18 protein-coding genes are annotated in these 20,467 nt (G+C 53.9%); 6 read left to right on the top strand and 12 right to left on the bottom strand.

Going from position 1 to position 20,467, the window contains the following annotated elements; genetic code table 11:
- Positions 1 to 506: 506 nt before the first annotated feature.
- Genes gspD through gspG form a run of 5 tightly spaced genes read right to left on the bottom strand, consistent with a single transcriptional unit; the run spans position 507 to position 5,970 of the window.
- Positions 507 to 2,888 carry a type II secretion system secretin GspD gene (gene gspD / locus D8U82_RS02140; protein ID WP_130901564.1) on the bottom strand — a complete coding sequence of 794 codons (2,382 nt, stop codon included), beginning with the start codon at positions 2,886 to 2,888 and terminating at the stop codon, positions 507 to 509.
- The gene (gspM, locus tag D8U82_RS02135) at positions 2,885 to 3,433 is read right to left on the bottom strand and encodes a type II secretion system protein GspM (protein WP_130901563.1); all 549 of its coding nucleotides are present in this window, start codon (positions 3,431 to 3,433) and stop codon (positions 2,885 to 2,887) included. The genes gspD and gspM overlap by 4 nt, the downstream gene beginning before the upstream one ends.
- Positions 3,426 to 4,547 carry a type II secretion system protein GspL gene (gene gspL, locus D8U82_RS02130; RefSeq protein ID WP_130901562.1) on the bottom strand — a complete coding sequence of 374 codons (1,122 nt, stop codon included), beginning with the start codon at positions 4,545 to 4,547 and terminating at the stop codon, positions 3,426 to 3,428. The genes gspM and gspL overlap by 8 nt, the downstream gene beginning before the upstream one ends.
- On the bottom strand, positions 4,544 to 5,464 hold the full coding sequence (gene gspK / locus D8U82_RS02125; protein ID WP_130901561.1) for a type II secretion system minor pseudopilin GspK: 921 nt from the start codon (positions 5,462 to 5,464) through the stop codon (positions 4,544 to 4,546). Before gspK ends, gspL begins: the two co-directional genes overlap by 4 nt.
- A 47-nt stretch (positions 5,465 to 5,511) precedes the next feature.
- Entirely contained in the window at positions 5,512 to 5,970 is a 459-nt protein-coding gene (gene gspG, locus D8U82_RS02120) for a type II secretion system major pseudopilin GspG (RefSeq protein WP_076562599.1), read from the bottom strand.
- 148 nt (positions 5,971 to 6,118) lie between these two features.
- Here gspG and gspI point away from each other — a divergent pair, with 148 nt between their 5' ends.
- Positions 6,119 to 6,505, top strand: coding sequence for a type II secretion system minor pseudopilin GspI (gene gspI / locus D8U82_RS02115; RefSeq protein ID WP_110600310.1), 387 nt, complete (start codon positions 6,119 to 6,121; stop codon positions 6,503 to 6,505).
- A 415-nt stretch (positions 6,506 to 6,920) separates the two neighbouring features.
- On the opposite strand, the gene D8U82_RS02110 is transcribed toward gspI, so the two are convergent.
- Positions 6,921 to 7,280, bottom strand: coding sequence for a DUF6124 family protein (locus tag D8U82_RS02110; protein WP_016774969.1), 360 nt, complete (start codon positions 7,278 to 7,280; stop codon positions 6,921 to 6,923).
- A gap of 674 nt (positions 7,281 to 7,954) precedes the next feature.
- On the opposite strand from D8U82_RS02110, the gene D8U82_RS02105 reads away from it, so the two are divergent.
- The 3 genes from D8U82_RS02105 to D8U82_RS02095 are packed head-to-tail and all read left to right on the top strand — an operon-like array spanning position 7,955 to position 9,447.
- Positions 7,955 to 8,452 (top strand): PAAR domain-containing protein, encoded by a 498-nt coding sequence (locus D8U82_RS02105; RefSeq protein ID WP_122698133.1) that lies wholly within the window; start codon positions 7,955 to 7,957, stop codon positions 8,450 to 8,452.
- Positions 8,453 to 8,455: 3 nt separating this feature from the next.
- Positions 8,456 to 9,061, top strand: coding sequence for a hypothetical protein (locus D8U82_RS02100; protein ID WP_201278865.1), 606 nt, complete (start codon positions 8,456 to 8,458; stop codon positions 9,059 to 9,061).
- Positions 9,058 to 9,447, top strand: coding sequence for a hypothetical protein (locus D8U82_RS02095; protein WP_130901560.1), 390 nt, complete (start codon positions 9,058 to 9,060; stop codon positions 9,445 to 9,447). Before D8U82_RS02100 ends, D8U82_RS02095 begins: the two co-directional genes overlap by 4 nt.
- A gap of 157 nt (positions 9,448 to 9,604) precedes the next feature.
- Here the strand turns inward: D8U82_RS02095 and D8U82_RS02090 are convergent, their stop codons facing one another.
- The gene (locus tag D8U82_RS02090) at positions 9,605 to 9,964 is read right to left on the bottom strand and encodes a DUF6124 family protein (RefSeq protein WP_116658791.1); all 360 of its coding nucleotides are present in this window, start codon (positions 9,962 to 9,964) and stop codon (positions 9,605 to 9,607) included.
- Between the two features lie 696 nt (positions 9,965 to 10,660).
- Here D8U82_RS02090 and D8U82_RS02085 point away from each other — a divergent pair.
- The gene (locus tag D8U82_RS02085; RefSeq protein ID WP_130901559.1) at positions 10,661 to 12,382 is read left to right on the top strand and encodes a hypothetical protein; all 1,722 of its coding nucleotides are present in this window, start codon (positions 10,661 to 10,663) and stop codon (positions 12,380 to 12,382) included.
- Positions 12,383 to 12,939: 557 nt separating this feature from the next.
- Entirely contained in the window at positions 12,940 to 13,734 is a 795-nt protein-coding gene (locus tag D8U82_RS02080) for a hypothetical protein (protein ID WP_130901558.1), read from the top strand.
- Between the two features lie 131 nt (positions 13,735 to 13,865).
- On the opposite strand, the gene D8U82_RS02075 is transcribed toward D8U82_RS02080, so the two are convergent.
- The 5 genes from D8U82_RS02075 to D8U82_RS02050 form a co-directional block, all read right to left on the bottom strand.
- Positions 13,866 to 14,783: a hypothetical protein gene (locus D8U82_RS02075; RefSeq protein WP_056789508.1), complete on the bottom strand. Its 918-nt coding sequence runs from the start codon at positions 14,781 to 14,783 to the stop codon at positions 13,866 to 13,868.
- Between the two features lie 510 nt (positions 14,784 to 15,293).
- Entirely contained in the window at positions 15,294 to 16,499 is a 1,206-nt protein-coding gene (locus D8U82_RS02070; RefSeq protein WP_130901557.1) for a hypothetical protein, read from the bottom strand.
- A gap of 68 nt (positions 16,500 to 16,567) precedes the next feature.
- On the bottom strand, positions 16,568 to 18,001 hold the full coding sequence (locus tag D8U82_RS02065) for a hypothetical protein (RefSeq protein WP_130901556.1): 1,434 nt from the start codon (positions 17,999 to 18,001) through the stop codon (positions 16,568 to 16,570).
- A 507-nt stretch (positions 18,002 to 18,508) separates the two neighbouring features.
- A complete protein-coding gene (locus D8U82_RS02060; protein ID WP_130901555.1) occupies positions 18,509 to 19,252 on the bottom strand; it encodes a hypothetical protein in 744 nt (247 codons plus the stop codon).
- A 484-nt stretch (positions 19,253 to 19,736) separates the two neighbouring features.
- The gene (locus D8U82_RS02050; protein WP_130901553.1) at positions 19,737 to 20,177 is read right to left on the bottom strand and encodes a hypothetical protein; all 441 of its coding nucleotides are present in this window, start codon (positions 20,175 to 20,177) and stop codon (positions 19,737 to 19,739) included.
- Between the last annotated feature and the right edge of the window lie 290 nt (positions 20,178 to 20,467).

Below are 20,467 nucleotides of genomic sequence, written 5' to 3'. Positions count from 1 at the left end.
CCGGTTTTACGACTGCTGCGCAGCCGAGCGGGGATGAATCCCCTCGCCACAGTCATCATCTCAGTCAAAACCGGGTGCTCCCTTCAATCGGTACCGTTGCAATGGGATCCCCTGTAGCAATGGGAACCTCTGTGGCGAGGGGATTTATCCCCGTTGGGCTGCGCAGCAGACCCAAACCTTGAGAACCGGTTTCTACAGGCAAATCCCGTGTACCGGTTTTACGACTGCTGCGCAGCCGAGCGGGGATGAATCCCCTCGCCACAATCATCACCTCAGTCAAAACCGGGTGCTCCCTTCAATCGGTGCCGTGGCAATGGGATTCCCTGTGGCAATGGAATCCTCAGTGGCAATGGGATCCCCCGTGGCGAGGGGATTTATCCCCGTTGGGCTGCGCAGCAGACCCAAAACCTGAGAACCGGTTTCTACAGGCAAATCGCGTGCGCCGGTTTTACGACTGCTGCGCAGCCGAGCGGGGATGAATCCCCTCGCCACAGTCATCATCTCAGTCAAAACCGGGTGCTCCCTTCAATAGGTACGGCTTTGATCGTCGCGCGTGGGCCTGATGTCGGCCCCGGCGCTGGCACGCCTTGCGCGGCGCTTGGCAATTGCGGCGCCTGCATGTCGGGCATCGCCCAGCTGCGTTCGGGCTGCAAGCCGCCCTGGGCGCGGCGCATGAAGTCGTAGCGGTTGAGGGTGATGCTGCGCCCCGCTTCGCTGTCGCGGATGATGTACGGGCGCAGGAACACCATCAGGTTGGTCTTGGTGATCGCCCGGCGTTCGTTGCGAAACAGCGCGCCGATGCCCGGCAGGCTGCCCAGCCACGGCACCGCATCATTGCTCTGGCTGTAGCCGTCCTGAAGCAAACCACCGAGGACCATGATCTGCCCATCGTCGAGCAGAATGCTGGTATCAATCGCCCGTTTGTTGGTGACGATGCCCGCCGCGGTCACGCTGTTGGACGCGCGCTCATCGATGCTGCTGACTTCCTGATAGATATCCAACTTCACCGTGCCGCCCTCGGAGATCTGCGGGCGCACGTTGAGCTTGAGGCCGACCTCTTCGCGGGTGACGGTCTGGAACGGGTTGTTGCTGGTGCCCCCGCCGCCAGTGACGTAGCTACCGCTGACAAACGGGATGGTCTGGCCGACAAAAATGCTCGCCGCTTCGTTGTCCAGCGTCAGCAGGTTCGGCGTCGACAGCACGTTGGTGCCGCCCTTGCTCTTCAGCGCCCGCGCCAGCACTTTCAGGTCGAGGATCTTGCCGATGCCGGGGATGTCGACCGTGCCGTTGACGTAGCCAAGATTCAAACCCTGCGGCAGCACGTCGATGCTGTTCTTGGCCCCCGTGTTGAGACCCGCACCACCTAGATTAGCGCCACCGATCACGCCTTTGCCGCCGAGATTGCCGGTCTGCCATTGCACACCGAATTCACTGGCATCGTCCTCGCCGACCTCGACAATCAGACTCTCGATCACCACCTGCGCACGGCGCTGATCGAGCAGATCGATAACCTCACGCAGATTGCGATACAGCGGCTCCGGTGCGGAAATCAGCAGCGTGTTGGTGGTGGCGTCAGCCTGAATCGTCACCCCGCCAGCGCTGAACGCAACGTTCTGTTCGCTGCTCTGCGTACCTTCACTGCTGCTGCCGCCGCCACTGCCCTGCGCATAACTGCCGCCGCTTGCGCCGCTGCCAGTCGAGGTCGACGTGCCAGTGCTCGGCGTGCTGCTCTGGCCGTTCTGCCCGGCATTGCCGCCGGTGCTGCTGCCCATCGCGCTGAGCACCGACCGCGCCGCGTCGCTGCTGCCGCTGTCACTCTCGCCGGTGAGCAAACCACGCAAGGCTTGCGCAAGTTTTGCAGCTTGGGCGTTGCGCAGATAAACCACATGCAGATTGCTCGGATTGCTCTGCGCGTTGTCGAGTTTGTAGATCAGGTTGCGCGCCAGCTCGGTGCGCTCGGGGCTGCCGGCGCGGATGATGATGGTATTGGAACGTGGGTCGCCAATCACGGCGATTTTCTGCGTCGGATCATTGCCCGGCGCGTCGAGCAAGTCGGCGACCATCGGCGCGATATCGGCAGCGATGCCGTTCTGGATCTGCACCACATCGGTGTCGATCGCGCTCGGCGTGTCGATGCTCTCGATCAACTGCGCGACGCGGGTGAGGTTCTCGGCGTAATCGGTGATGACCACGGTGTTGTTGCCCGGATAGGCATTGATCGGATTGTTCGGCGAAACGATCGGGCGCAGCACCGGGATCAGGTTCACCGCGTTCTCGTATTGCAGACGAAACGTGCGCGTAAGCATGCCGTTGCCGGCCGGTTTGTCGGCGCTGTAGATCGGCCCGCCGAGCAGTTTGGCGTCGGCCTCGGGAACCACCTGCGCCACGCCGCCGACATCGACCACGCTGAAGCCCTGCATGCGCAACGCCGCGAGCAGCATGTCATAGGCCTGACGGGCCGGCACCTGACCTTCCGAGACCAAGGTCAGATTGCCCTTGACCCGTGGATCGACGAGAAACTGTTGCCCGGTGGCCCGCGACAGCGCACGTACCACCGCCTGAATATCCGCCTCGACAAAATTCAGCGTCACCGGTTGCTCGCCCAACGGATTGCGCGGGATCGCATTGCTCGGCGCAACACCAGCACTGCGCCCACGCTGACTGATGTTGTGCAACTGCTTGGGCACCGGCCGCGCCTGAGCCTGCGCCCGCTCGCGATCGGCCACCGCATCGCCGCTGCGCTGGGTGTTGGCCAGCGGCCGCCCGAGTTCGCTGTCGACCAATAGCGGCGGCTGATTCTGCGGCGCCGTGGTGCTGTTGCACGCGCTCAATGCCATCAGCAACAACGGCAGCGCCAGACGTGCCGGTTTGCAGCGTGACTCCTTCATGAAGCTTCCTTAGCGCCCTGCGCCTGATCCATGCGAACGGTGCCTGACAATGTGCCGGCGGTGACTTCGGTCGAGGTTTCGTTTGCGCGCTGCAACTGCGCCTCGACCACCTGCAGAGAAAGTTGTGACGGCTGGCTGAGCAGCCAGTCGAGCAGCGCATCGGCGGGCGCGGCGTCGACATTCAACTGCCACGCGCCGCCCTCCGCTGCTTGTAATTGGTAATGCCCGGCCAGCCCCGCCGCTTGCAAACTTTGCTCCAGCGACTGGTCAACGCTTTGCCCCTGCGGCCGCACATTGACGCTGCGCAACAGCACTTCCAGCGCCTCGGTTTGCGCGCGCAACTTGGGCGTTTCGCTCTGCCAAAAAGTGATCGTGGCCAACGGCGGCTTGACCAGCGTCAGCCAGATCAGCAGACCGACAAGCACCAGCGCCATGCCGCCGACCATGCGTTTTTCACGCAACGCCAACAGCTGCCAACGCGCCTGCAACTGGCTGCGCAAGCGCTGCCAGCGCGCACGGTAAATCGCCAGCGTCGCCCTACTCATCGTCTGCTCCGCTGTCGTCGTCTTCGTTGGTGTTTGCGCTGGATTCATCGCTCGGCCGCAAGGTCCAGCCTGCGTCATCGGCAGTGACGCTGATGCCGGCCTGGGCCAAGGTGCTTTGCCAGTCCTTGTCGCTACCGCCACGGTTTGCATCGCTGAGCAAGGCCAGTTGCAAAGCGCCGTCGCGGTAACTCAGGCGCTCGACACTGCCGGCCATGAACGGCATGCCGGTGCCTGCCTGCAACACCAGCCGATTGAAGTTCTGCGCCGGGTCATCGACCGCGCCTTTTTGCCGCTGCTCGATTTGCTGACGCGCCTGTTGCAGCGGGTTGAGAATCACCGGCAATTCGGGGAAGGCCTGCTTCACCCGCTGGCTCATCTGCGCCTTGAGCTGCTGGCCCTGCCGCGCTTCGCGAGTTGCGTACAGATTCAGGCCGACCACCCAAACGGCCACGGCCAAAGCCACACACCCGAAAGCACGACCCCAACCGCGCTGCTCGCCGCCGGTTTGCTGCAGACCACCGTGCAAACCCCAACCGGGCAATGGTCCGATCCAGCGTTGTGTCGCGTCAGCTGCGAACGATGCCTCATCAACTTCGTCACCGAGCAACGGCTCAACCCGCGCGCTGTTCAAACTCTCGCGCCGGAGCAAATGACCGTCCGCCACGCAAGCGACAACACCGGGCGCCACTGGCAGGCTATACGGCGCCGGATACAAACCGCGCAGACTCAAACCCGCCTGCTTGAGCACCGCAGCCAGACGCTGCAAATGCTGCCGCGAGACCCAGGCAATCTGCACCTGCCCGCTTGCATCGCGAGGGCTGTGGCCGATATGCATCTGGCTGCTGTCGCCGAGCATCAACGCCTGCGCCGCGCACTGAACAGCGGCCGCCGTTTTGTTCGCGGGCAGCGGCGGCAGATCAATGCTGGCGAGCAGGCTGTCGGCCGGATGCAGAAAGCACAGCAGCGGCGGCTGTTTTGGCCGTTGCCCCAACTGACTCAGCGTAAGCCGTTCCACACGACTGACCTGCCCCTGACGATCCAACCAGGCGCAGCTCACTTCGCTGTGCAACTCCAGCTCCGCCAATGGCGGCAACCCGACGCGCAACTGGCTCATGCGCCCACCCGCGACCAGATCACCTGCGGCAGCCGATCCTCGCTGCGGTGCAGCAAAGCGTCGAGGCTGACCCGCCGCTGATCACGCCGTGCCTCACCGCGCAAACGAAACCAGTCACTGGTGATGCCGACCTTGACGCTGCTCATTTCCAGCTGCGGCATGCGCAAGCGGTTCACGAAATCGCCGCGATTGATAAACCAGCGCCCGGCGTCACGCTCGGCAATCAACGCCGTCGCCCGCTCCAGCGAAAGCCCCGGCACATACGCCGCCAGCACCTGCGCCGTGGCGGTGTTGCCGTTGATCCACGTCGTCGCCGGAATCACCGTCACGTACGGCGCCAGTTGGCCGATCAGCGCATCGGTCACGCCTTCGACGCTGCGCAAATCATCCAGCGTGCGCAGCATCGGCACCTTCGGCGGTTGCGGTTTGTGATCGGCATCCGGCGAAGTCGCGCGGCCGCTGTCGAAACCTGCTTTGCCAGTCGCGCCAATCTGCGCACTCAATAGATGCGGATAAGCCGCAATCACCCGCTGGCGGATGCGCTGGGCGACAACGGCGCTCACACCGATCAACTCGCACAACCGCTCGAACGCCTGCACCTGCGCCTCATCGATGCGCTCGTTGACGACGAGATTGCGCAGGTTGAACTTGCCCTGCTCATCCTCCAGCCGCCCGGCAAAACCCGCCGCCAACAACGGCTGCGCCCAAGGCTGATCGCGCCGGGTCAACGGATCACGCAGGCGCGCATCCCAGAGCAACTGCCGGCTGATCTCCAGACCACCCTGCGCCAGCCAACGCCCCTGCACCCGCTGCTGATCGGCCTCCAGCGCCCGGGTCGCCACGCTCTGACGCGTCAACATCCCCGCCGCAATCACCGCCACCACGGCGGCAATCAACAACGCGCTGATAATCGCCATGCCCCGTTGCTTCGCCCCGTTGAGCGAACCTGTGTTCACGGCTGGCCTTACAACTGCCAGGAACCGATATCGGCATTCACGCCATCGCCGTCCGGCTGGCCATCGGCGCCGAGGGAAAAGATATCGACCTCACCGTTCGCGCCCGGGTTGAGGTACTGATAAGGCCGGCCCCACGGGTCATTGGGCAAACGCTCCAGGTACGAACGCCAGTTGCTGTTCTTCGCATCCGCCGGCCGCTCGACCAGCACCTTCAGCCCCTGATTCATGCTCGGATACGTGCCGTGATCGAGGCGATACAACTTCAACGCCTGCATCAACCCACCAATATCCTGCTTCGCCGCCGTCGCCCGCGCCTGATCCGGCCGGTCGAGCACCTTGGGCACCACCATCGCCGCCAGAATCCCCAGAATCACCACCACCACCATGATCTCAATCAAGGTAAAACCCTGCTGCCCACGCGGCATGCGCGGCGACTGACTGAGCGTGTTCAAAGGTGCGATATCCATCTCGACATTCCCTGGCTTGATCCGAATTCGACGCGCAGTGTTGCAAGAAGATATGTCAGGGATGTTGAAAATCCTCGGGTGTTTCCGTCGTCAAGCCGTCAAGGACGGGGGTTAGCGTCGAGGGCTGGGTTTTGGTTTTGGGCCATGTATGCGCGCGCGAACGCGAGAGGAAGGATTCACCCTGATTGAAGTGCTGGTGGCACTGGCAATCATCGCCGTCGCCATGTCCGCCGCCGTGCGCGTCGCGGGGTTGATGACGCAGAGCAGTGGGGTTTTAAGGGATCGGTCGGTGGCGATGATTGCCGCGCAGAGCCGGATGGCTGAGCTACGGCTGGAAGGTCGATTGCCGAATGGGGTGAAGGCTGTTGAATGTGATCAAGGACGGCTTATGTTGCGCTGTGAACAGGTGATCGCCAGCGCAGAGAATGGACGGTTGCTCAAGGTTGGAATCCAAGTATTTGATCGCAATCAGGATGCGCCGCCGTTGGCCAGACTGGAGACCCTGTTGTCACGGCCAGGAAGCCCCTCACCCTAGCCCTCTCCCGAGGGAGAGGGAACCGATTCGGGGATGTTCGAGAAATACGCCGACCTGAACGCATCGCTCTGAATCCATAATCAACGCGGTCGCTCAGGTCGATGTAAAACGCAAGACACCTCGGTCGGCCCCCTCTCCCTCCGGGAGAGGGCTGGGGTGAGGGGCTCTTTTACTCGAGTGTCTACAGGTCTCAGGCATACGCAGCTATGCAGCAATGGAAACTCCGGCAATACACCAGAATCACACCGACCAGAACGCAGCATCACAAATCCATAATCAACGCGCACGCTCAGGTCGATGTAAAACGCAAAACACCTCGGTCGGCTCCCTCTCCCTCCGGGAGAGGGCTGGGGTGAGGGGCTTTTCTGCCGCACCTAAAATCCCAAGGCCCAGCGCCGGACCAAGGCCAACAACATCACCCCGCCACCTCCAAATTATCCATAACCCGATTCACCGCCAGCTCCCCCAGCATGATCAGTTGAGCAACCCCCAACAATGCCCGCCGCTGCGGCGCCGGCAACAGACTGGAAATGTCCTGAGCAATCGTCTTCGCCGAAGCAAGCGTTTCACTCGCATCAGCCAGCAGTTCTTCATTCTTGGTATCCGCCGTCACCGCATACATCCCACGCGCCTTGCGCGGCGGAGGCAGGAGATTGTTTGGCGACAGGTAATGATCGAGCGCGCGGTCGGCGGCTTCGTGGAGTTTGTTGGAATCGAGGGATTCGTAGGGAGACGTGGGATCGGTTTCGGGCGGGTTGGGTGTTGGTTTGATCATGGTGAAGCTCCTTGATGACTGGAGCCGCCACCGTTCGCGGTCAAACAAACAGGGTGGCAGCTGTACGCGGGTTGACCGACCGGACATCAAGGAATCCGGCACACCCAAAGGTGTCCCACGCACAGCCACCGCAACAGAATTTCAGACAATGCCTGAACAGGTGCAGAACGCTGGCGCGCCTTGATATTGGGCGGACGGTCAAATCCGATCGCTGATTCGTCAGCGACCGCACCACGATAGAACCCGCTCCTTAGGCGCACAAGCCGGCGGATTCTGGCGTAGCTGTAGGCAAAGGCGCAAGGATATGTAGCCTGGGAGCGTGACTGGAGATGTCTTTTTAAACGTTGGTGTTCAACACGTCCTATCGCGCTCCGATTTCTAAAAACGATCCGTCACCCGTTGCCAGGGACTACCTTAGCTCGACCGGTCTTTATGACGCCAAACAGTCAACTAATAATTTGTAAGTAGATATTGAGCGCATCGCCTGCCTCGGGCATGCTGCGCGCAGCACATTTACATGGACAGTAAAACCTTATGTACCCCTCCAAGGAGATGCCCATTCTTCTCGCGTACACGCTGGACACCACCGCACTATTTTGGCAGCCGATATCCATCGCCCCCTTATCGACTCCATTCAGGCCAAGGAAAACTGAAACTTTGAAAAGGAATTATTCATGAGTGGCAAACCCGCTGCGCGAGTCACAGATCCAACCAGTTGCCCGCTTCCTGGGCATGGCACAAACCCTATTGTCAGCGGTTCGCCCAATGTGAATTTCGATGGCCTTGCTGCCGCTCGAATGACAGATAAGTCCGCGTGCGGTAGCCCAATCACGGGCGCCGTCAGCGCTACGGTATTCATCAATGGGCTGAACGCTGCGACTAAAGACAGTACCGGCGGCCACGGCAACGTGGTTATCGGCGGATCCGGCACGGTCATTATTGGCGACACCGTCGTATCAGCGCCCTTCAGCGGTCTGCTGCCAATGCCGGTGCACTTTAGTGACAAGTTCAGACTGGTTGACCAAGAGTCTGGAAAACCGTTAGCCAATTTTGAATACGCCATTCAACGCGCTGACGGCAGCATGGAGCACGGCGTAAGTGATCCGATGGGATACACGCACATAGTGAGTTCGCACCTGCCTGAAACCATCAAGCTGTTTCTTGAGGATTAAGGCATGGCTGAAGTGATTAGCAAAAGTGGCAGGAAGATGTCTCCCGTCGCCACGCGAGAAGTGACGGCCGTCAAAGACACCACCCCAAAAACTGTAGCGCTGGACGCTAAAAAACAGATAAGACGGGCAGAGAATGAAGAGTATTTGAAGGATAAGAACGTAAAGGCCTTTTTGGCTGCCATCGCCAAAGCCGAAGGCGGTGACTACCACGCGAAATATGGATACGGCTGGGCAAAGGGCTTTCAGACCGGGAAATGGACGTTCACTGATGAATCAACCCATCCTGGCGCCGGCTTCGGCGGATCCACAACGGCATCGGGCTTGTATCAGATAACCATTGCCACTTGGCGCGAGTATGGCGGAAAGATGGGGTTGACCGATTTTACGCCTCATACGCAAGACCTTATCGCGGTCGACATGCTGCGCACCCTGGGTGTGATCGACAAGATCAAGGCCGGCGACATTCCAGGCGCGATGCCGAAAGCAGCAACAAGGTGGGCGGCACTTCCCGAAGGTCCCGGCAAAAAGAATCACTACCCCCCGCAACATTACGTCGAGTATCCGGAGTTTTTGTCCAGCTACAAAGCCGCTGGAGGAACAACCAAATGAAGGCTTCAACCCTCGTATTTGTGGCACTTTATTGCATGGGTATCAGCGCAACGTTTGCCGATGACTCACAGGCGTCAAACGACAAGCGCGGGCCAGCAGGCATCGTCGTCGGTGAGCGTTTGGCTGCGGCCAAGTCCAAGCTCGTCAAACAAGGATGGAAGCCAACGCCGATGCACACCACCGACGGGTATGAATACAGTGGCGTGGAGAAGGAGCTGGCTACACGCAAGTACTTCGAACTGGACACCTGCTCGTTTGATAGCTCGCGCTGCATCTTGTACTACTCAAAGAAAGGCGTTTGCCTGCGCGTCGATACCATCGGTGAGCAGTTCAACGACATGACGGTGACGCGATGGACCGGTGAATGCCCTGAAGCGGCTGAATAATCACGTAAAACTAAACCGACCCGCTCCCACAGGTTTCAGCGACGAACACAACGTCTCTGATTAACACAAAACCCTGTGGGAGCCAGCCTGCTGGCGATAGCGGATTATCAGGCAGGAGAAACAGCGCATCTGCCATCGCTGCCTGCCCAGCTCCACATCAACCCGGCAACTCCAAATTATCTAGCGCCCGATTCACCGCCAGCTCCCCCAGCATGATTAACTGCGCAACCCCCAACAAAGCCCGACGCTGCGGCGCTGGCAACAAACTGGAAATGTCCTGAGCAATCGTCTTCGCCGAAGCAAGCGTTTCACTTGCATCAGCCAGCAGTTCTTCATTCTTGGTATCCGCCGTCACCGCATACATCCCACGCGCCTTGCGCGGCGGAGGCAGGAGATTGTTTGGCGACAGGTAATGATCGAGCGCGCGGTCGGCGGCTTCGTGGAGTTTGTTGGAATCGAGGGATTCGTAGGGAGACGTAGTATCGGTTTCGGGTGGGTTGGGTGTTGGTTTGATCATGAGTGAATCTCCAAATCATAGAAAAGGAGCCATCATCTTTTCGCTACCAAACGAAGGGGTGGTGGCCATACGAAGGTTGGTAGACCGGTGACTTGGAAAACCGGCGCGCCCGAAGACGCCCTGCGCATGGCCACCATAAAAACACAGACCCAAAAAGGACTGAATCGGGTGACGCTATGCGCCAAGTCTAAGCCGGGCTACCAAACCCGATCGCTGATTCGTCAGCGACCCGACCACAATAGAACCCGCCCCCAAGGCGCACAAGCCGGCGGATTCTGGCGCAGCTGTAGGCAAAGGCGCAAGGATGTGTAGCCTAGGAGCGTGACTGGAGATGTCTTATTAAACATTTGTGTTTATGAGGCGCAATTGCGCCAAGGTGGGCGGACAGATTCGGCCCACATTGGCCTGTTGAGCTTACCTTGCGCGTGAAAACGGCTGCTTTCGGCCATAAGCAGACTCTCAGCAGTGCTTGTTTTGGCCAGATGCGGATGCATTCAACCCTGCCCGAAATCTGAACTGGCTATGATCGAAGAACGAGCTCTGTCTCCGTGTAACCCAATCGAAGCCCGTTGATTATGATGCACTGTTGTCAATTTAATTTGAGGTGTGGTTCGCCCAATTCCGTTGCTTCGCGTTCGTTCGCATAGTTATTATCTTTCAGTAAAATAATGGTGTTGCCACGTAAGGGGAGCAAAAATGTACCACCAACCCAATATTTTTCTCATTGATACCGACGACAGTGTTTACAAATCTTTAAAAAGCAAATGGGGTAGCATTGGGGTTGGCACTCTTGGTATCCCCTACGAAGTGCCAAGTGACAGTGATTGGCGCCCGGTAGTCCAACATAAGAAACTTGTAAAATATCAAGAGTCAGACCTAGTTATCGTTGATTTGACGTCAAGAGGTCTGGCCCCTGGTGCCGATGGAGGAAAGCACACTCCCAAAGAAGAAATAGACTTGTGGGCTAAATGTGATAGTGGGTGGATTGATGCGAGGGTGCGGACAGTATTGTACGCAAAAGAAAATTTTAATCGAATTGTATCTAACGGAGGCGCTCTAATAATCTTTGCAGAACCGGATAGTCCCATGAAATTTCAGTGGGCGTCTGCCGGATATCGTGGTCTAGCAACAAGTGAAAGCATTGATGGCGGCGTATGGAATTTCATCGACCCTATGGAGGAAATAAAATTTTCCTCCGAGTCAGGTTCCGTAATCAATGTGAACGGCGACGCTCCAATAGAAAAACTATTGAAGCGTCACATGGAGGGTGCTGAATTCAAATGTTCCTTTAAACCTCGATGGTCGAAGTATGGTAAGTGGACCCCATTGGCGACTAATAAATACGGCTCGGATGTCGCCTTAGCTGGTCAGCACGGAGACGGATTGATTTTTATTTTTCCTCAGATTTCCGATAAAGCGAGCTTTATTGCAGACCTCGTTGAGAGCGTGTTACCTGAATATTTGCCTAATTTATTTCCAGATATCGAAAAAGGAAAATGGACCCATCTACCTGAGTATGAACTTGAGCACGTTCTAGAGTTAGAGGCCAAGAAATCGCAAGTGATCGCTCAAGCTGAAAATGAACTCGACAAGATCACTCGGGAAATTGCCGCGCATCGGTCAGAGAATGGATGGCTGCATGACCTAATAACCGCTACAGGGGACGATCTGGTTATAGCCATTAAAACTGCTCTCTCCAAGCTTGGGTTTCAGCATGTTATTGATGTAGATGAACTACGAGATGCTGAAGGCAAAAGTCGACGTGAAGATTTAAGAATAGAAGACAATGAACTCACTCTAGTTATTGATATTAAAGGGGTTGGAGGTAAAGCTGGTGACGAGGATCTCATGCAGGCCAACAAGCACGCAATAATAAATATGAGGGAGTTGAAGGTCACTACAATACAAGGCCTATCAATAATCAACCAGCAAAGACATCTACCGCCGCTCTTACGAGAGAATAACGAACCGTTTCGCAAAGAGATTCTTGATTTCGCTGGGGAAACAGGGATGGGGCTAATGACCACGTTTGATTTATACCGGTTAGTAGTAAACAAACAAAGACATCGTTGGTCATCTGACTGGGTAAAGCCTTTGTTCTATAAGCTCCAGCGAATTTCACCTATACCTGAGCATTATCAGTATATTGGGAACGTATCAAAAGTCTTTAGCGACGTTTTTGGTATGCACATCCTAGAAAATAAAGTGGAGGTAGGTGATTTTTTAGCCGTAGAAGGAGATATTTATTTTGAAGAGGTAGAAATCGCATCAATCCAAGTTAACAAATTAGACGTTCAGAACGCAAAAAAAGGTGATCCTGCGGGCTTTGAATGGCCTTCAAGTGCGATGAAGCTTCGAGAAGGGATGCGAGTGTATGCCGTGCCGAAAACTATGAAGAACATGAAAGATTCCTCTTAATCCTAGCAACCTAATTTTGGAAATGAATACTGACGCACATCTAATATCGTATGCACAGGGAATGACTGCCGTTCATCGTTAGTAAGTGCCCGGTGTTGGCCGAAAGCCCCCGATGCCGTTTAGCTAGATATATGTGATGCTATTTGGGCCCGCAGGGCATCAACGGCGAAGGACGAGGGACGCAGGCGTACTCCAGCGAAGGGGCTGCTTTTCTAGCATGATGTTAGCCGTGCTATAGGTCATATACAGTAGAACGCTTCGGGCGTGGGGTTAACTCAATGTGTATGTCTATCCGATGCCATCATGCCTCGTCTCGAATGCCATTTGGGGCGGTGCGCAGCAGAAACCAAACTCATCGATAGAGTGGCTGCTGATGGGATGGCTGGTGATTTGTGGATCTCCAGATGGCCTGTTTTGCGAGAGCCAGAGGTGGATAAATTGCAGATCTGAAGTGGATTATACATGGTGATCAATCCTTCGCGTCTGATGAAGTCATCAGCTAAGACTCATGCTGTTAATAATAAGACTAACAACCAACTAATATTTTAAGGATAAGCATGGCTAATGGGAGTTGGGTGGATCATCCCGTATATGTGGCGGGAGTTTCGGTAGCAGGAACTATTGCTATATGTATTGCGTTGTATAAAGAGGTTTTGCTGCCAGCTCAAATGGCAGCGAGTGACTACAAGGTTAGCGAGCTTGAAAGACAGCTTAAAGATGTTAAAGCACAGAAGCTGATAGCAGAGCAAGTCGCCGAAAAAAATATAGTTACCAGCTCGTCTGAAAAAAGACAGCTGTCGGATGAGTTGAAATCCGTTAAGGCGATGTTGGAAAAAACAAAACTTGAGTTTTCAAGTTTCAAACTAGGGAATCTATTTTTTGAGGGCGGGGTATATCCATCTTCGTTTGATAAGGTCAAGATTGGACAGCCAATCAGCATCGTTGAAAAAGTCTTTGCGGGCACTCTCATAAAAAAAGAAGATGGATTTGTTAATCTGGATGTGGATCATCCTCTCTTTGGGAGTGTCGTTTATTATTATAGTGATGAAGCTCCACAAAACATCTATCAAGTTATGTACATGACTCGATCTGGTTTTGGAGAAAGTGTAGAGGCGAATTATCTTCAGGCCCAGCTGGAGAAGGCATTTGGCGAGCCAATACAAATGGCGGAAGATAAATTTTATTGGAAGGTCAAAGGCAAGTTCAACATTTTTAAAGATGATGACTCTTTCCTAATTACCACCGGGGATAATCTTCCGGGCGGGTGGGACAGAATAGTACGAAAATATTGGAAATCAATTGATGTACAGAAAGAAACCACGAAGTATAAGAGTATAACTTTTTGCGAATGAGGAGGTAGCCAGAATAAGCATAAAAAATAGATGGCCTTCTGGCTACTTTCTGCCGATGGCTGCCGGTTGCCACCGGCAGGTAGCTATGGCTCCATAACAGTCGTCCGTGTGGTATAGATAAATAACTGAGTCTAGAAGTCTGACCGCATGTCAGTGGCGTCGAGAGGCTCGGGATCCTGAAGGGTATCTGCTGCAGGGGCGCTCCATTCATCCTCATGATCGTGCCAGTCTCGCGTATCTACCATCAACGAGTCTTCGACGAACTCAAGCGCCTCAGGATCTGGATTTGCCGCTTCACAAGTCAATTCGCAGGTGTATTCGAAGGATTCATCCAGTTCGGCTCCGTCGCCCCTTCTGAGATCAGAGTTGGAACCCCACTGGAGTGTCACGCCTAGGCTACCGCTTACTTTGATATGAACGGTCTGCGAAGTGATACAGGTAACCTCATGCGAATCCACGTAGATTTGCTCGAGAGAATAGTGCGTAGCTAGCTCATCTACAGCGTCCAAGCTTTCTCCGACTATCTGCTGGACTGTTGCATCACTGATCGCACTTGATAACCGATCTCCAACCGCGGCTCTGCACTCCTGAATGCATACCATAAGAACGGCCACGGCTTCGGTTGTTTCCAGTGCGAGGTGCTTGATGTCGTCGTCTTCCAACTGGAAAACTTCCGGTGTGATGTGAACGTACTCGTTCAAACGGATTACGGCATCCCGAAATTCACTGAACTCCTGAGCGAAGTCAAGCCGCAGCTTTGTCCGCACGTAGTGATTGGAAAGTCCGCCCTGCGTTGCATAAACACACCGCTCGACTCGCGTTACCTGCGGGACAACGCCTTCTGGCTTTTGCTGCCACCATATGCACTTTCTCACTTCAGCATCTGGAGCAAGGCGCTTCAGCGTGTGCCCCACCAGCTCACGCATAGCGAAGGCGAAGTTATGAAAACGCAGCTTGTTTCTGCGGTCCTCGAGGTTCAATGTCGCGGCTTCATACAGCTCACGCTCGAACTGAGCATCTCCGATTAGCTGCAAAATCCTATCGTCCATGCTCTTCTCCATGTCGGCGACTATTTAGGATCATCTCTCAGAGTTGGGATAGAAGTCACCTGAAAGCTAACTAGAGGGATGTTGACGCTCCATTCGGGCCACCCCGGTTGGTAACCAGCGGCAGCCTTGGGTCGCTTGCGGCCCTCCGCCGCAGGCAGCAACCGGCCATGCGACGGTCTCGAATGGCTGTTTCTGGCCGTTAGTTGCCACACAAGGTCAACCGCTTTCGGCCAAGAGCTGCCGCCCCCATGGTCTTTTCCAGCCCTAAACGCTGTCGCCAGTTGCTGCCGAACGTATGGCACACCTACTGGCATGGGCCGCACACCATATGGATGGCAACCCGATTCCTGTATGCGGCTCTTTCTATGAGAGCTGGCCTCCTGACGCAGCTGAAACAAGGTAATTCCCGCCTGCTTTCGGCCAGTAGCGAACGTTCCTGAGAGGCTGTTTACGGCCAGAAGCAGTCTGCCAGCGAGAGCAGAAAGAAGCCACTAGTGACACCCTTTAAAACTACTTTGGCTCATAATAAATGCTGTCGAGCAACGCTGACCGGTTATCCCAAATTCTCGCAGCAAGCGTCGTTCGAGGTCTTGGCGCTAGCCACCAAGGACTATTCTGCATCGGCACAACGATACGCTCCCAATAATTTCCTAAGCCTAGCGTTGTGTGAGCTACACCAAATGCATCGCATATGCCGCGTTTGTTAGCATCGTTGACGCCCACGAAGAAATCCGGACGTTTCATTACCAAGAGACGAGAGGCCGTTGCTATCCCGCCCTTGTGAGTTTTGTTGCGGAAAGCGAGGTCGAAATCCTGGCAGAAGGAGTCATAGTTACCCTCAGAAATTGCTCCGTCGACAGGAATATTGTCCAGTGCTTTGGAAAGCAATTGAGGAGACTCATTGACCAAGTTTTTGAAGTCCCCTTGACCAGACATTCTTCCGAACCAAGCCCAATCAATACTATCGAGTCCTCGCTCGTTAGCCGCATAAGTCCCAGCAATAGCTTTGCGTTCGGGGCGAGGCATAGCGTCAAATGAGTCGTGTTTCAAAAACAATGTAGCTGCGCGTTCCAGAACGGCAAGCCGACCCTGCAGATTGTGATGGTCGTCGTTTTTGACGTCATCGACGAAACTCGACCATGTGATGGCTAAAGGTGAAGTTTTCGCGCCGGCACGTGGCCTGCAAAAGTTATGGAATTTATTTAAGTCATTAAGTTTTTCTTTATTTACAAAGTACTGAGCCTCATAGGCAAACAGAAATTCATCCTCAAGGATATCGTCAGCAACAGACCATTGCGATTCGATAAAATTCTTTAGGTCGAGAAAAATAGAGTTTTCTTCGCCGCCTTTGAGTAACACACTAACCTCAATGTTTTTTCCTCCGAAGGCACCTCCTGTCAGATTATGGCTTCCAACGACCGCTGCGTACCCGTCAGACATTTCAAAAAAATAAAGTTTTGGATGAAAAAGACGTCCGCTTGGAGGTAGGCAGCGCGCACCTTTGCACTTGCTAAAGCGACGCAGCACTGCCGGATCCGTCTGATACATGTGTGTACCAATTATGACCTTTCCGAGCTTCTTTTTTGCATCCAGCATGGATTCGACAATTTCGTTCGCACCAGCCCATGCAACTGCTACCGCATATCGATTGCATGTTTTAACTAATCGTTTGAGAGCACTAGTGGCTTCCCGCTCAGTGAGCATGCTCACTTTCACTTTAAATTCCTTCTATCTAGTATTTACGGAAGATGTAACTAAGGAATCACCGAGCAACGTAAATAAAGCTACCGACAGCAGCATGTGCAGTAACGGCCGCAATTTGGAGTTGAAGTTCTGGAAAGGGAAAACCACCTGTTTCGTCTTTCGCCGTGGCCACACAAGCATCTCCGTCGCTCGTCAGTTCGGGAAATCCTCCAACCTAATCTTAGGGCCTCATCGATGGTGTCGGTCGACGGTATTTGAGAATAGCAGCCTTCATGAGTTGAAAATACCATATATCGGTGATCATTGGTGTGAGCGCCTGGCGCAGGAATCGAGTTAAGTGTTACTCGACCTCCGTGGTGAGGTGCCACAATTCCGCTCAGGTCTTGTTTGTACCGTGAGGCGATAGAAGTGTAATCGGCATCTCCACAGAGTAGCACGCGTCTGTAGTAGGGACTTTGGGAGTTTTCCACCAACATGCCCAAAGCTAAATTGTTGCGCAAGTACTTCGGATCGTGTGTACCAAGAACCGGATTGCAGGCAAATAATACGCAAGCACCCCAATGAACCTGTGTTCTGGCAGAGGGCCAGAATTTCAATGCGCGACTGCCGTCGTGGAGAATTTGATTTTGCAACTCAAATAGAAGGTGTGCATGGCTGATACCCAGCTTCATGCTTTCGGACGGCCGTCGCATTACCCACGGACGATCTAGTACGCCGGGCCGATACGTAACGTGTGTCTTCCAGAAGCCGCGTGCGTCTCTCGTAGCGCGACCAGATTGATAAGCATATCCCCAGTGATCCCAATCTAAATGCGAAAGGAAGACTGGAGCAGGGTTGGCTGGATCATCGCCAGCCAACGGGTCGAAGGCCAGGCAATTTGGAGCCGACCTGCGTTTAGCGTTTATGGGCCATCCGAAATCAAAGAACGCTTTAGGTTTGCAATCCTCACCGATAATGGCGCACATGTTGGCCTGACCGACGTCGTAAACTACAACGAACAAATCGTCTTTCGGTTGAACTCCTAAATTATCGAATGCCACACTTGGATGATGTCGACACTCGGTAACTCGCTTTAGCGCCTTAAGATCTTTTTTGTCAGGTGGCGATGAATTGATCTTCACGTAGAGGACTGTCGGAGTAAATTCCTGCCCATCTTGAGAAAACTCAAGTGCTGTAGCCTCATAGAAACCCTCGCTAGCCTCTGGATCGTCTGAGACAATGAGAGAGCACCAGCCACCGTTTCCCACAGCCTGTTGAAAATCGGCAATGGGGATTTCTGCTTCCATCAACAGGAAACTCAATGCCATGTCTGGAGCGTTAAGGATTTCTTGGGAGCTGGCGCGGCGTAAGAAAGGCAGAAGCTGCATAGGTATAGCGTCGAAAGTCACTGTGCAGAAACTGGCCTCAGCCGGATCAATGCCCTCGTCGCGCACTTCTATGGCGCTCAAATACTCGACGTTACCGAAATGCGGTGTCGTTGCGACGTGCTTACTCAGTGGTTTTGACTCGCTCACGGGGGCAGTCCATTGCTCGGAAAGAGATGCATAGTATCATGGCGCCATTACGGGCAGTCATTGATATGCCTCCTAGCCCCCCTTGGATTTTTCAAGTTGCAGCTCCTCGATTGGATTTTTGCCAGCCCAACTCAGTCTGGCATGTCTTCAGTCCATCAATGAGGGCAAAATGTGGTGCCAAGGGTTCAAGCACAGATGCCATCTCAGAGAATGCCTAAGCTCTTGAGGTGAGTGCTATGACACTGAATGGAAGATCGGCGACAAACCCATTTCTCGTGATTCTGCCTGTAGGACTTATAGGCGTCTCATCCAGACGTATGTTCCTCGCAGACAAATCTCGGGGAGACCATGGAAAAGACTGACTGGCAGCTCTGGGTCGGCTGCTGCCTGTGAGTGAAGGCGAATTCGTAAAGTCTTCGAATGGCAGGCTTCATGGACCATGGAAATGTCGCCTGGTTTAGCTGCAACTCACGCCCAGCATTTAGTAATGGAGGTAGGAAGCGTTATCTAGCGCGTTGCCGCTTTGTCGGATTCGAGACGTTCTTTTTTGAGTTCTATGGCCAATTCAGTGAGCGCGATCATACGATCATATTGCACAAGCATCATTTGCACATAGCCACACATGAAGAAGAAAAAGACATTTGCCACTGCTACGGCAAATACCCAATCCATACGTGCGCTGATGCCTGCGCCGTCGAGAGTTTTAATGAGTGTCGAAATGCCGATAAATAGGGCAAGGAAGCCAGGTAAAATCCCAACTTTTTCCAATGCGCCGACTAACATGTAGGTGCGCTTTTCGAATCCGTTGCGCTCGCTTTTGAGTTCCAGTGCGCCAAGTTTTAGAGTCTCACGAGAAAGTGCTGAGAGTTCGGGCAAATACTGTGCGTCGATTTGCATTACCGTTTTAACGTTCCACTCCAAAAGGCTGGCAAACGGAGCAGAAATCACTTTTTTTAACGAATGGCGGTACAGCAACACACCCACAAAAGGGTAGAGGAACAAGGCCAGATAAGACATGGCAATCAGCACCCAGCTTACGTTGAACATCCAGTGGGCGACGATGGATTTGCCAAGGATTGCCAGTAATACCGCCACAACTGACGGGCTTATCATAGCGGACCAAAAATATAGGGTTTCAAGACGATAGTTTCTATTGGTCTTACGTTGGTTGCGACTGATTCGCACGGTTTGCTTGTAGGCTTGCTCGATCTGAGCCTTGCTTCGGATATATTTTTCGCTCTCGGTTGTCATAAAATTCCTTCGGAATATGATGATGCAGAGGCAAGCATCGCAGGAATAACCGGTCGATTGAAATGCTGTGCTCGGGATGACCTGGTGAACGTCCGAATGTGCCCGTTAGCGGTCTCGTCTGACCGGCTGCATGCCGCTGTTCTAGCTGTTTAGCGCGACTATCAACTGTTGTTTGGTTGGCATAATGTTACGAATCTTTATTGATTTCACTGGAATTCCACAGCTTTTGGCCATTTTAATCTCCCATTGAACCCATTGGGATTTTTCAACCGATGCCGTTTCCAGTAGCAGTAATAGGGTTGAGTTCTGTAATTCGGATTTTACGCGAGCCTGTTTCATTGGGGAATTATTATGGATAAGATCAATAAAAGGTTTCCCTAGTGAAGAGATCGTGTGCAGTAATGATGCTAAGGATTCCATATTTATGATCGAATCTCGAGTCGTGTAGCTGACAAATATCTTGTTGTCTTTATTTAAGCATGAATTATGCGATTTTTTCATAAAGAACTGCCCCAAAGCAAAGTGTCAATGCGTAGAAATATAGACTCATTGATCGATTGAAAAATGCGCTTGCCCAAGAGTTTTCAAGTTTTGAAACATGCTCTTGCTTGTTTGAATTTCGAGTTCTTATTTGATCGACAAGCTTGTTTATTTTCTGTCTATTAGCTCTTTGGTAGTAGTATGCATTAGCATCGCACAGCCAAAAACCAAAGTTTATAGCGGCGCATATGTTAGAAATCGAACTCCAACTTGTGGATGTCTCGAATTTGAGTAGCGCCGCGATAATGATTCCAATTACGCCAACGCAAAGTTTTTTATATTCAAAGCATTGATTGCTTATTTGTAAAGTGGCCTCATGAAGCTGCTCAATTGATGACCAGTCAAGTTCGTCTTCGTGGCATTTTTTGTATTCGTCTCTTTCCATTATGCGAGCCTTGAATTTTTTCGACGGAATCGTAATTGCGACTAATGAAGGATATCGATTTATGATTGCAGAAACGCATATGCCAAGCAATCAAGAAAGAGGCAAGCTCGAGTAATCTTGAGTTCGCCGAAAGAAAAAGGGCGCAACTGCCTGCTTTTGGCCGATAACGGACAACCACAATTGTTGGCTTTTGGGTAAAAGCAAACGCCCAGACCTCGGGAGTTCTCCCTTTTTCGCCGCTCTACAATTCCGGCCGGATCAGCCTCGGCAACTCCACCCCCTCCCCCAAC

The sequence above is a fragment of the Pseudomonas sp. Sample_23 genome (genome assembly GCF_004307595.1).
GTDB lineage: Bacteria > Pseudomonadota > Gammaproteobacteria > Pseudomonadales > Pseudomonadaceae > Aquipseudomonas > Aquipseudomonas atacamensis.
This window is presented reverse-complemented; position numbering and strand designations above follow the sequence as displayed.